The sequence below is a fragment of the Flavihumibacter solisilvae genome, assembly GCF_000814475.1.
GTDB lineage: Bacteria > Bacteroidota > Bacteroidia > Chitinophagales > Chitinophagaceae > Flavihumibacter > Flavihumibacter solisilvae.
This window is the reverse complement of the sequence record NZ_JSVC01000025.1, coordinates 1-12,076: the sequence shown is the minus strand read 5'-3', so window position 1 is coordinate 12,076 and position 12,076 is coordinate 1. Positions and strand designations below refer to the sequence as shown.

The 12,076-nt window shown below is 40.3% G+C and carries 13 protein-coding genes; 7 read left to right on the top strand and 6 right to left on the bottom strand.

Going from position 1 to position 12,076, the window contains the following annotated elements:
- From OI18_RS20195 to OI18_RS20180, 4 genes are all read right to left on the bottom strand, one after another.
- A partial coding sequence (locus OI18_RS20195) for a hypothetical protein (RefSeq protein ID WP_152616900.1) occupies positions 1–1,418 on the bottom strand: 1,418 nt, incomplete at its 3' end.
- On the bottom strand, positions 1,411–3,531 hold the full coding sequence (locus OI18_RS20190; RefSeq protein ID WP_039143273.1) for a hypothetical protein: 2,121 nt from the start codon (positions 3,529–3,531) through the stop codon (positions 1,411–1,413). The genes OI18_RS20195 and OI18_RS20190, both read right to left, overlap by 8 nt.
- A 65-nt stretch (positions 3,532–3,596) precedes the next feature.
- Positions 3,597–5,213 carry a DNA cytosine methyltransferase gene (locus tag OI18_RS20185; RefSeq protein WP_082038065.1) on the bottom strand — a complete coding sequence of 539 codons (1,617 nt, stop codon included), beginning with the start codon at positions 5,211–5,213 and terminating at the stop codon, positions 3,597–3,599.
- A 291-nt stretch (positions 5,214–5,504) separates the two neighbouring features.
- The gene (locus OI18_RS20180) at positions 5,505–5,816 is read right to left on the bottom strand and encodes a hypothetical protein (RefSeq protein ID WP_039143270.1); all 312 of its coding nucleotides are present in this window, start codon (positions 5,814–5,816) and stop codon (positions 5,505–5,507) included.
- Between the two features lie 342 nt (positions 5,817–6,158).
- Between OI18_RS20180 and OI18_RS20175 the strand changes: the two genes are divergently transcribed.
- Complete coding sequence (locus OI18_RS20175; RefSeq protein ID WP_039143268.1) at positions 6,159–6,575, top strand: hypothetical protein; 417 nt, start codon at positions 6,159–6,161, stop codon at positions 6,573–6,575.
- A gap of 17 nt (positions 6,576–6,592) precedes the next feature.
- Here the strand turns inward: OI18_RS20175 and OI18_RS24730 are convergent, their stop codons facing one another.
- On the bottom strand, positions 6,593–6,766 hold the full coding sequence (locus OI18_RS24730) for a hypothetical protein (RefSeq protein WP_160290267.1): 174 nt from the start codon (positions 6,764–6,766) through the stop codon (positions 6,593–6,595).
- Between the two features lie 73 nt (positions 6,767–6,839).
- Here OI18_RS24730 and OI18_RS20165 point away from each other — a divergent pair, with 73 nt between their 5' ends.
- Positions 6,840–7,148, top strand: coding sequence for a YdhR family protein (locus OI18_RS20165; protein ID WP_039143262.1), 309 nt, complete (start codon positions 6,840–6,842; stop codon positions 7,146–7,148).
- Between the two features lie 9 nt (positions 7,149–7,157).
- Here the strand turns inward: OI18_RS20165 and OI18_RS20160 are convergent, their stop codons facing one another.
- Positions 7,158–7,646, bottom strand: coding sequence for a DinB family protein (locus OI18_RS20160; protein ID WP_039143284.1), 489 nt, complete (start codon positions 7,644–7,646; stop codon positions 7,158–7,160).
- A gap of 144 nt (positions 7,647–7,790) precedes the next feature.
- On the opposite strand from OI18_RS20160, the gene OI18_RS20155 reads away from it, so the two are divergent.
- The 5 genes from OI18_RS20155 to OI18_RS20135 all read left to right on the top strand — a co-directional run.
- Positions 7,791–9,836: a family 20 glycosylhydrolase gene (locus OI18_RS20155; protein ID WP_052273434.1), complete on the top strand. Its 2,046-nt coding sequence runs from the start codon at positions 7,791–7,793 to the stop codon at positions 9,834–9,836.
- 253 nt (positions 9,837–10,089) lie between these two features.
- Entirely contained in the window at positions 10,090–10,584 is a 495-nt protein-coding gene (locus tag OI18_RS24000; protein WP_052273433.1) for an energy transducer TonB, read from the top strand.
- A 111-nt stretch (positions 10,585–10,695) separates the two neighbouring features.
- Positions 10,696–10,983: a hypothetical protein gene (locus tag OI18_RS20145; protein WP_152616898.1), complete on the top strand. Its 288-nt coding sequence runs from the start codon at positions 10,696–10,698 to the stop codon at positions 10,981–10,983.
- 267 nt (positions 10,984–11,250) lie between these two features.
- Positions 11,251–11,517, top strand: a complete 267-nt coding sequence (locus OI18_RS20140; protein ID WP_039143258.1) for a transposase — start codon at positions 11,251–11,253, stop codon at positions 11,515–11,517.
- Positions 11,518–11,552: 35 nt separating this feature from the next.
- Positions 11,553–12,076 (top strand): IS3 family transposase (locus tag OI18_RS20135; protein WP_039143256.1); only part of this gene is annotated, 524 nt, incomplete at its 3' end.

Sequence of the window (12,076 nt, the reverse complement as noted above, 5' to 3'; positions counted from 1 at the left end):
TCTGGATTTATATGTATTCCAAATTTTGACAGGAATTCGGTTATATCAGTAGCAGAGCCCGACTTTAATTTAATTGATAGAGCGACAAGAGTTATTACGGCAACTGGTCCAAACCTTATAACCCATGGGGCATTTCTTGCCTTTCCTTTCTTTACAACCCAATAGCCTTGATCGAAACTTTGTTCACGAGGATTATTGGTAGCTTTTTGCCCTAAAGAATGCTTTAGGAAGAAAAACATGTTTTTTGTGAAACTACCTTCGCCCTGCTGCACTTTTGGATTCCTTCCCAGTAACTCAATCAATATTTCTTTTATTGAGTCTTTATGACTTGACGTATGTCGTTGCAACTCGTTTAACCACTCACAAAGACCCTCCATATCACCAAGATTATTCCTAACTCTCACCTTGCAATTTTCATCGAAATAATGAAGAACCAAATTTATTCCAATTCGAGCCTCAGCGTATGAGCCACAAATGTTCTTAAAATTGTTATCGGAGTTAGTATCAATATTAAATCCAGAAAAATTGGAAAACAATTCATCAACTAACCCATCCTTCGTAAAGGCATTTTTTGTTTCTAGAAATAAAAGCTCTTTTAGTATCTCCCATAACTTAATGTTTACACTGCAAATCCAAAGCAAATGTGAAGCCATCGAAATTCGTAGAAATGATTCAAACATTGAAATCCATTGCCTTCTGGTAGTCACACTTTTTAGCCTAACAAGCTCTTTTATTGATTCACAAAAAGCCCGTGCTGGGAAGTCGTATTTTAAAAACGCTTCCGTAGACAAGGAAAATCTAGGAAACCCACCTTCTTCTTTGCTCGTGAACTCTTGCAACAGCCACTGGTATTTCGTTCCTTGAAAGTTCTTGTCGCAAAATATCTTATCCAAAATTCTAGCCCATAAATCGTCAGACATAGTCACCGTCAAACAATCAAATAACATTTTCCAGAGACCATTCGAGTGCTCATGAGAACTCGATCCTGTTGAAATCATGCCTTTAACAAACTCAGATGGATTCCAAGGATTCCCACTAAAACGGGCGCTATTCGAAACGTAAGAAAACTGGGGAATTATTGGATAAAGATTTAAATAATCAGTAGGGTTCTTTGGGGATTTTCCTGCAAGTGGGCTTTTTAAATGACTGAAGATGTCGTCGCTTATTTTAAACTCCTTTTCAAATTGATTCCATCGATCTTCAAAAGATTTCCTAACTACTGAGCCACGTAAACTATTAATTTTGTATACTTCTTTCTCTTTTACATTTGACCCAATCGACCTAAGTAACGAAGCTAAACTCATTTCACCCATGGAATATTCCGGTGACGCAGGCATGCCCAAAAAAGAATCGGAATATTCACTTAAATAGCTCTCTTGTTTAAACGGCTTCTTTATAAATTCATTTAGATTAGCCACGATCAAGATAATTTTTGAGTGTTTCTAATTCAATACTATTCCCTCCTGGAAAGTCAATCCTACCATTTTCATCATATGCATGAACAGCAATACCTTCAATAAATGATTTCATTCTATCGAACGTCGCAACAATATCACGAGGTAATGTACTTCTCCTTATTCCCCTCCCAATATCATTTATTGCCCTGAAAAAAAGAAAAGAAAATGGTACAACGAAAGACTTGGCGCTTCCATTATCTGAGTTTAATGTTAATTTAAGGAACTTTGATTTTACTAGCGGTTGCTTGCAGTACTCGCCATTGGGCGCATAAACTTCAATCTTATACCTCACAGGTGCTGTGTAAAATATATCTAGCGTACTAAAAGAAGGTTGGCCAAAAGTTGAATTTAAACCAACCCTTATTTCCCCAAATGAATATGGTTGTTGTTTTCTTAGTTGTGTAATATCAAGAAGCGAATGTATCCCCCCCAAGACACTATTAATATTTTCTTCGCTTTTAAATTGACGTATTTCTACAGACTTGCTTGTCACTCCATAATAACCACCCAATTTACGCTTAACATACAAGGCGGTAATTTTCTTAAGCAGTATATTTAATCTTTCAATGACCTTATTTAAATTATTTAACTTGTTAGTTGATCTTAAAGAGTCAAGCTCAAGTTCCACTTCGACAAATAAATTCAATACATCGATATCAATTTTACTGATAGCTCGAATATCCTTAATGTAATTGTATAATGACATCACTGACTCTTGCAAGTGCAAATCGATCATTGCAGGAGTAAACTCACCTTCAAATATTTCGTCTCCGTGCAATTCTGATGGATCCAACAACGAATTAATATGAGAAAGTGTCTTTTCGGTATCTGTCCTTCTATTTGCTTCTTGATCAGTCGAAAAGATGGCTTGAAATGCTTCACAGGCCTTCAGATGACCTGATGTCCTTGACTTTGAAATGAGTGAAGTCCATTCATTATCTTTCACAATCATCGACAAATCAGGCCAAGTGTTGAAAAATTTAAACTCCCACTGCAATTGAGAAAGTAAGAACACTTTTTTGTAATTATTTACTTCTTTCTTCTCACTCATTGAGTGTAAAATGTCAAATATATACTGACCCGGAGAACGAGATTCTCCCTCAACTTTAAAATCGTCTTCGTGCCCTAGTAATGCATAAACAACTATAGAAAGCATTTCACGGAATGTAATTCTTCTATTCGCTATTAACTCATATTCCAGAATAATCTTTCTTATATTTTCGCCATTGTTTCGTAATAAGGATTTATAATTGCAGACCAAGGGACAGTATTCTGAATTAACTTGTTTCCCTTTATAGTGATCTATAAGTGCCTTCCACCCTTCATTATGCAATGCGACTTCAGTTATCTGTTGAAAAGGCGATATTTGGATACCATTACCATTAGTATTGAAATCATCTAGCAAGCTTGAAACTTCCATTGGCCAAATTCCAACTATATAATTTGAATCAAGAATCTCAATTTTAGCTGGCCAAGAATTGTTAATGAATTCGCCGGAACCTTCTATATAAGCAGATAATTGCTGAAAATAGTCTAACGCAGGTTTGTCGCCGAGGTCCCTAGCAAATGAGATGACATCTTGAAGCACTCCCCTATTAATACAACATATATAGATCGTCGAAGGATTAAGAATATCCTGAAAGTCATCAAGCATCGATTGAGCAGCACTTCTATTTAATTCAAGCTCTCCTACTGATGCATCAGGCACTAATACAATTTTAGCAAATGATTTTCTTGAATATCCACTTTCAATAATTATTTCTCTTTTGTTTTGATTTACCTGCGACTTAATATTTTCTACAATCTCCTCTCCAAAATTAAATTCATTAACGATACATTTAATTGCGTAGTCTAAAGCCTCTGTTTTCCCATTTCCAGGTCCCCCTATAAAAAACAACTTATTAGGAGCAGCACTATCTTGTATTTTGATGGCTTGAATCCAGGCATCAATTGCATAAACAAGGTCAGTTTTTATTAACTTTCCTGTGGGAGTACCCCTGTCGGTAAATGGTATCTTCACTCCGCCTTTCCTATGTCCAAACCAGTTAAAAAGATCGATAAGCTCAGAATTCATCAAGGATAAGTTTAAGATGTTACTTCGATTGCGTACTTCAATCTAATCTGTCAAACTAAATTAAATTAATCAATTCTTTTAATTCTTGTTAGTATATCTCTAATAGTTATACCAATAGTATAGGCAAGCAATGGGGGCACTGCGTTTCCCACCTGGGTATATTGGGGCACTTCAAAACTCCTTAACTTTCCTCCAGTTGTCACCTTTGAACGAAAAACAAACCAATCTGGAAATGACTGGAATCTCGCCATCTCCCGCACAGTAAGTGTTCTTAATTCACGTTTAGAATAATGACATAGGTCATCCGGTATCGTCATTTGAGAAGGGGCCGGTTCATCTTTCTTTAATGCCCGTTGGCTATGTTTTTTCGATCTTATCTTTTTTATATACTCCTTAAACGATTGAATATCCTCTATTTGACCAAATTTGTCATTTGACTCCGAATCAAGCAATAATGATTCGTTTTTGATCCGGTCAAATATTTGTAGTAGCTTTTTATCCACAACACCATTACTTGAAATTGCTTTGATAGCATCCTGCCTAGAGCCATTAAGTTTATTAAATACTTGGAGTAGTCTAAATCTTGCCTTGACTTGAAACTTATGATTACGAGCTTCATGATTAGTCAGACCAAATGAACCATTCCTCGAAGATTTGAATAATTTATTCAAATAACTAGGATATTCACCATACATACTATCTAAAAGGTATTCTTTACCGGTATTTGAAATGTCGTCAATTGCTTCAAACGCAGTAATAAAATTATCTTCATTTGATACGATGCGTGGGAACAATTTACCATTAAACAAATGATGGTCTTCTTCTATATCGTAAAGCGGCAAATCACAAGTAGTAATACTGTCTAATTTATTTCGATTATCATTGACCTTTTGATAAAATCTCTCAGATTCATTAAGTATTGAAACAATTTCATCATCTGATTTAAAAAGCAATTTAACTTTCCGAAAAATGTCAAGCCGTAAACATGTTAGAATAAATCTTGGCCGATTCTGAGGGATTCCAAAATACTTTGAATTTAACATCACACAAACAGGTATAAACCCCTGCAGTGAAAACGTCTTTGCAACTTCAAGCCAAGCGTAATGTTTCATACCATCAGAAGTTGTAAATGGAGTTGTAATACCTTTCACATTTTCAAGAAGTACGACCTTAGGTTGAATTAAGCCTGCAAATTTCGCAAACGATAGTGGCAGTCGATTCTTTTGATTTTCCTTTTCTCTTTTACCAGCAACACTAAAACTTTGGCAGGGTGGGCCACCGGAAAGCAAGTCAACATTTTGCTTTTTCAACTTATAACTGAGATGGGGATGTTTCTTTAAAAACTTTAGCAAATGGTCAATATTTCCAATTAAAAGTTTTTCCTTCAAATCCACCTGACCATCTATATCCGAAACCATCCCTTTTGAAAAGTCAAATGGATTTTCGCGTAACCTCTCTTTAAGTGAATCTATCTGGTAATTTGATTTTAACCACAGTACCTTTCTAGGAGGCTTATTTTCCTGAGCCAAATTTGCCAAACTTTCATTGAATAAATTGTATGCTAATGTTTCGGCCGCCATAGGTGAAAGTTCATTAGCGAAATATAATTCGAAACCAGCAGCTTTAAGTCCAAGGGACATCCCACCACAACCAGCAAACAACTCTATATGTGTCAAATTCATAGTTTTAAAGGCGAAATTTTATATATGTTTGATATTTGCTTTATATAAAATATGTTCGGAATTTTAGTAAAAATCATCCCACACTCACAACAAAGCTTCTTGTAATTTCCCCCAAAATAATGTAAACTGGTTCAAATAGTGTCAAAACCTGCAGTCAAGGTGAACACACCTGGGCTCTTCTTCTACTGCGGCCCATGGTGCGGCTCTTTTATAGATCCTCCAATGGCTTTAAGATGGTTTGCAACAGCGTTCCTCTGAAACCGACATTTATCCATTAGCGTGAATTTCCTGCTAAAATTTCCACCAGGGCTTACTTTGTTTTTCACCCAGCTTAGGTCGGCCAGATTTAATTAATGCTATTTTTATTGCTGAAATTAAAATAGGGTTGTCACAAAGATTATTTCTGGGATATTTTTTCCCAGCAAATATAAGCTGTGCTCTGAAGCAACCGGTCTTAGTAAGTTCAAGAGCTGATTCGGCTTCTTCGATGGACAAATTGAATTCCCTCTGGATTCTTTCCAAAACCCAATTTTCATCACTTTTATCATCTTCCCAAAGCTCGAAAATCCTACTTACTAGTTTATCAGGTTGCATTGCAGTCATTTCAGGCCAAAAGTAATTATCCGGAGTCAATTAGCACACCGGACAGACAACTGTCAGCCGGTTACTCCCACTTGAAAAAAAGGCCCTACCTACGCATTAAGCGACCAACTCGCAGCAAACCTGACTTTAAGGGAAGAAACGAAAGGTATTTCCTGAAGAAAGTAAAATAAATGGGCCCAACAATGTAATATTTGCCTGGAGCTACTCGTCATGCCCATTCACATGTCCAACCCTTCTCCAGGAGCATCATTATAATTTCCGGCAATTATTTCTCATTCTCACCTATCGGCTATGTGTAAGCTGAGGTACACATAACATGTCGCTGATACTTAAAAGTAAATCATGGAAAAATTACTGGATATCGGTCAATGGCAAGGCTTCTTTATTTACGGCGCGGAGTATGGCAATATAGTTGAAGGACATGAAGCTGAATTTCGCCTGTTTATTGAGGAGTTTGAAGACGACCAATTTACAGGGAGGGTAATAGATTGGGAGAGTCTTGGCGCGAACGGCGAAGTGGCAGCAATAAAGGGTTTCTTAAATGATGACTTTATCAGTTTTACAAAACAGTATAGCCAATTCCATACAATTGATGAATGGGGCAATTGCGAAGCGCATAGTGATGTATCTGGCCACCAGGTCTTTTACGAGGGCAGGTATAACAGGGAAACCAACAGTTGTATTGGAACCTGGGAAATTATTTACGAAATAGAACACGGTCCAGACTACACAATTGAACAATTCACGTCCGGTACTTGAGGAATGATAAAACATACCTAATGCAGGCATAAACGGGCTGGGATACCCGGGCGATTGACAACCCTTCCGGAAATGCTGGTATTGACTTTCTCAGCCGGCGTGCCCGGATCGGTCGGATCAAGCGGGAAGCCCGGCTTGTATTCCTTCTGGCAGGCGATATAGGTGAATACGGATAACAGGAGCAGTAACAACCAGGGCAGGTGTTTTTTTAAAGGCGCCTTGCAACCTAACTTTGTATTCTCTAACAACAAAACGTAAAATGCGATGCATGCACAGATAATCACTTACCAGTTATCTGGTATTTCCCAGGCGGAATACCTGGAAAAAATGGTTGAACCAGACGCACCCATTTTAGCAAACGTAAAGGGCCTGATTTCAAAAGTTTGGTTGGCAGACGAAGAAAAAAACATTTTTGGTGGCTTCTATTTATGGGAAAGCAAAACAGCAATGGAAGACTTTATGCATTCTGACCTGGTAAAAGCAGTTATAAGCCGCCCGTATGTAAAAAATGTTTCTTCGGCTGACTATGAAGTAAACCAAAAGGCTTCAAAAATTACCCATGCACTGAAATAGTGTAGAGGCTTAAGCTTTTGGCTTTACCAGGACAAGCTGGCCAAGATGATAGCTAAGGTGATTCATCCGGTTCAATACCACATTTAGTTTGTTGCGATGGGGGGCTTTTACAAAGTCCTCTTCAGAAACAGCCAGGTGCCGGGCAAACCAGTCCGCCGGTTCCAGTTCGGCAAATTTGCTTTTTAACCGGGCATTTACTTCCGTCCAGCAATTCCGGAGAACTGCTATGGACGGCTCGGTTGTGTCTGCACCTTCCGGCTCCCGGACAAAAACTTCGAGTAAAGGATACATCCTGTCCCCCATGTCAAGCAGTGGTAAAATGGCGTCATGAACAGCGGTCAGGTGTCCAAGCAAGTATTTCCCTGTGTTTCGCTGCGGGGCTATTGGTTGAAGCAACTGATCATCGTCCAGCGAATCAAATAGTTCGGTAGCTATGGATAGTTGCTGATACCATGCATTAAGGATGAGGTTGATGCTTTTTATTTCCAGGTCTTTCATATTAATCTTATTGTTTTCCTTTTGAGGTTTCATTTTGCAACCTCAAAAAATGACTGCTTTATCGGTTACGTCAAATGTATCGAAACTAAAGATGGTGCAAACGATTGACCCCATTTTTTGGACAATTACAGGCTATGTTTAAGAATGCGCATAAGAAAATCACTGCTGGCCGTCATAGTTGCGTGTTCCTCTTTTACCGCTATGGCACAGGAGCCCGTTAATCCTGCTCCTTTTGTAATTCCGGCCCTCCGCGAATGGCAGGGAGCAAGGGGAACATTTACACTTAAGGATCGGCAGTCGATCGTGGTTGATCCAAAGTATAGTAATGAATTGACAGCCGTTGCTACCACATTTGCAGGGGACCTGAAAAAAATGCTGCCGGGGAATAAATTCACTGTCCGCAACGGAAAGCCGGGGCCTGGAGATATTTACTTTACGCTTAACCCTTTGGATACCGCGATTCAAAAAGAGGGCTATATTTTATCCATACAGGGTCTTATCCGGATTGAGGCCAGTCAGCCTGTCGGCGCCTTTTGGGCAACCCGCAGTTTATTACAAATCCTTGAACAGGATAATCAGCACAAAAACATCCCTATGGGTGTGGCGAAGGATTACCCGCAATTCGCGGTGCGCGGTTTTGTGCTTGACTGCGGCAGGAAATTTTTCAGCATGGACTTCCTGCGGAACTATGTCAGGTTCATGTCTTATTACAAGATGAATGATTTTCATATTCATCTTAACGACAACGGCTTCATTACCTTTTTTGGCGACTGGGACAGCACCTATTCTGCGTTTCGCCTGGAGAACAGCACTTACCCCGGCCTAACCGCTAAGGACGGCAGTTATACCAAAAAGGAATTCATTGAACTGCAGAAGCTGGGTGAAGAATACGGCGTGAAGATCATTCCCGAAATTGATGTTCCTGCCCATTCCCTTGCTTTTACCAAAGCTGTTCCCGCCATAGGAAGTAGTAAATACGGCCGGGATCACCTGGACCTGGATAACCCGCTTACCTACGAGGTGATCGATAATGTATTTAAAGAATACCTGCAAGGTCCGGATCCTGTATTCGGGGGAAAGGAAGTCCATATTGGAACTGATGAATACGATAAGAAAGAAGCGGAAAAGTTCAGGGCCCTGACGGATCATTATATCCGCCTGGTGGAAAGCTATGGCAAGAAAGTCCGTTTATGGGGAGCACTGACCCATGCGCCTGGCAGTACACCGGTGAAATCAGAAAACGTGACGATGAATTTGTGGTATAACGGCTATGCGGATCCGAAAGAAATGCTCAGGCTTGGTTATGAGGCCATCAGTACCCCTGACGACCAGTTATACATTGTACCAGGGGCAGGTTATTATAACGATTATCTTAATACCCGGAGCCTCTACCACAAATGGACACCAAACGTGATCGGCGACCAGGTGTTCCCGGAAGATCATCCGAAGATCAGGGGCGGCTCCTTTGCCGTTTGGAATGACCATGTCGGGAACGGGATCACGGAAAAGGATGTTCATCACCGCGTGTTTCCCGCTATGCAGGCACTTGCCCAGAAAATGTGGGGCGGAACAGACACCACGGTCAGCTACGACGTGTTTGAAGCAAAGAGTAAACAACTGGGAGAAGGTCCGGGCTTAAATATGATGGGAAGGATCAGGGGAAAAGATTCGCTGGTACTGGATTATACTTTTGATGCTGAGAAAGACCAGGTGCTTGAACTGAAGGGCGGTAATAGCTTTTTTCAAACTCCTTATGCTGGCATCGGTTATGACTATACGGTTTCCTTTTCCATAAAGCCGGGACCTGGCAATGCCAATGATGCCGTGCTGTTTTCATCACCGGATGCCGTGGTGAAATTAAAACAGCAATCAACGGGCAAGCTCGGCTTTTCCAGGGAAGGGTATCACTATAACTTCAATTACGAAGTACCCGAGGCACGCTGGACGCATATAACCATCACCGGCAATAACAAGGGCACCATTTTGTATGTGAACGGGCAGCTGGTTGAGAAACTGGAAGGTGCAAAGAATACTTTCCCCAATGGAAAGCAGATCGCTAAAGTGCAAACCCTGTTTTTCCCGTTATTGTTGATCGGCGACCGGCAAAATGCGTTTAAGGGGCAGTTGGATAATCTTAAGGTATTTAACCGGATTCTGGCTGCGGAGGATATCTTAAAGCTGGCAAGGTAGGGGTCTGTTCCCAATTTTTTTTCCGCCGCTCTTATTTCCAATGGTAATTTTTCAAAGGTCGCAAATTGCGACCTTTGAAAATTACCGGTGTCTAAGGTCGCAATTTGCGACCTTAGAAGTTTATCCGTTGATTGACTCCATTCGGCCTTCACTGGTTAAGTTTTGGATATTTCAAGTGGGTAGTGCCAGACTAAGGCCGAATTTCGTTTAATTCGCAAATCCATTCGTTGCGGTTTTATAATTGCAGCAACATATGGAATTCGACACTTTTTCACATCTCAATACGGACGAAACATCCAATTTCAAAATGCATAAAGCTTGCACGCTTTTAGTTTTTCTATTAATGTCAATAGTATCTTATGCACAAACAAAAACGATTAATGCTGATGGTATTGAAATGAAAATATCTGCTGCTGACAGTTCAATTAATGAAGCTTTCCTTTCATGTGGTCAGATGCCTGAATTTCCAGGCGGAATGACAAAACTAATATCCTTTGCCAAGAGCAAGATTAAGTATCCAAAAACCGCCGTTAATGACAATATTGAAGGAAGTGTGGTACTATTATTCACAATTGACAAGAGGGGCAAAGTAATTAACCAGGAGGTGGTTCAAAATGTTCGTTACGACCTTGACTCAGTCTGTTTGAGAATGCTTGACAAAATGCCTAAATGGAAACCCGGTCGTCTAAATAGCAAACCAATAGATGTTCGTGAGAGATGGAAAATTACTTTTGTCCTGACTGACTAAAAACATTATGTCAGAGACAAAACAACTGCTAACCACCTAATATGCAAATCGACAAGAATTGGACGAAATTTGATATAGAGTATCGTATTGAAACCCATAAATTATACATGTATGAAGTTAATTCTCTTGCTACCAATCATTATGCTTTCTTCCTGTGAAAACAAGAAAGAATCAATTGTAAACCGGCAACAAGCTATTAAGGAAGAAATGGAACAAGTACGCGCATCATATTTTAAAACGACAGACAGTTTAGAAAGTGTAAAGGCAACTGACACCAGTTCGGCAAAACACCATGAAATTGCAGAAAAATTAGTCTCAGCTGAAAAAAACAAGAATGTTGTGCTAATCCCGCTTCAAAAGGAATTTGATTCTTTGGATGTGGAATTAAAGAAATACTAGGCCCGCCCGCGACATTTGATAACTTAGCTAGCTACTTTCTTTAACCCCGCAAAAATTCATGTGATGACACCGCAACCATCTACCATCACAACATCAAAGCCGGGCACTCTTGTCCGCCCACTTCTAGAAAGTGAATTGCCAGCTGCTGACCACATTATGCGCCTGGCGTTCGGCACTTTCCTTGGCTTGCCGGTGTAGGCTTCCCCACTCTCCGGCCAGCAGAATTAGAGTTATCAATTACTTGAATTGTTAACTTTAAATCTCGAAATGAAACGTAAGAATCACACCGAAAGTCAAATTGTTGCCGCCCTGAAAAAGCAGGAAGCCGGCATGCTCGTCAAGGACATTGCTCGTGATCTGGGCATTAGTGAAGCCACCTTTTATAATTGGAAGGCGAAGTACGGAGGCATGGAATCCAGCGATGTCAAACGCTTGAAGGACCTAGAATCTGAACATGCGGAACTCAAAAAGATGTTTGCCGAGTTATGCATTGAGAACCGGGCCATGAAAAATCTCATCGAAAAAAAGTTGTAACGCCTGAGGAAAAACGTGAGGCAGTTGATTTTCTCGTGCAGGAGGAACAACTGAGTGTCCGAAAGGCGTGTAAGATCGTAAGCATACCTCGATCGTCTTACGATTATAAGGCCAAGCCCAAAGACGATGCTCCTGTGCAGCAGATTCTGACCAACCTGGTTGAAAAGCATGTTGATATTGGATTCTGGCAGTCTTTTTATCGCATAAGGAACAAAGGATTTATCTGGAATCACAAAAAGGTTTACCGGGTGTATACCGACATGAAACTCAACATAAGGCGCAGGATTAAACGCAGACTGCCGGCCAGGATCAAGGAGGCCTTGTTCATACCAGTAGCGCCGAACGAAGTCTGGAGCATCGACTTCATGAGCGATGCGCTTACTGATGGCAGAAAGTTCAGGTTACTCAATATCATCGATGATTATAATCGTGAATCATTGGCAATTGAAGTGGACACTTCCCTTCCGTCGTTGAGGTTAATCAGGACACTGGAACGCGTCGTTGCAGAGCGAGGTAAGCCAAAATGCATCAGGGTGGACAATGGCCCTGAGTTTATCAG

What these genes read in the sequence shown, in the direction of transcription:
- OI18_RS20190 (WP_039143273.1), bottom strand. Translation starts at nt 3,531, where the DNA reads ATGAATTCTGAGCTTATCGATCTTTTTAACTGGTTTGGACATAGGAAA.
- OI18_RS20185 (WP_082038065.1), bottom strand. Translation starts at nt 5,213, where the DNA reads ATGAATTTGACACATATAGAGTTGTTTGCTGGTTGTGGTGGGATGTCC.
- OI18_RS20180 (WP_039143270.1), bottom strand. Translation starts at nt 5,816, where the DNA reads ATGACTGCAATGCAACCTGATAAACTAGTAAGTAGGATTTTCGAGCTT.
- OI18_RS20175 (WP_039143268.1), top strand. Translation starts at nt 6,159, where the DNA reads ATGGAAAAATTACTGGATATCGGTCAATGGCAAGGCTTCTTTATTTAC.
- OI18_RS20165 (WP_039143262.1), top strand. Translation starts at nt 6,840, where the DNA reads ATGCATGCACAGATAATCACTTACCAGTTATCTGGTATTTCCCAGGCG.
- OI18_RS20160 (WP_039143284.1), bottom strand. Translation starts at nt 7,646, where the DNA reads ATGAAAGACCTGGAAATAAAAAGCATCAACCTCATCCTTAATGCATGG.
- OI18_RS20155 (WP_052273434.1), top strand. Translation starts at nt 7,791, where the DNA reads ATGCGCATAAGAAAATCACTGCTGGCCGTCATAGTTGCGTGTTCCTCT.
- OI18_RS24000 (WP_052273433.1), top strand. Translation starts at nt 10,090, where the DNA reads ATGGAATTCGACACTTTTTCACATCTCAATACGGACGAAACATCCAAT.
- OI18_RS20145 (WP_152616898.1), top strand. Translation starts at nt 10,696, where the DNA reads ATGAAGTTAATTCTCTTGCTACCAATCATTATGCTTTCTTCCTGTGAA.
- OI18_RS20140 (WP_039143258.1), top strand. Translation starts at nt 11,251, where the DNA reads ATGAAACGTAAGAATCACACCGAAAGTCAAATTGTTGCCGCCCTGAAA.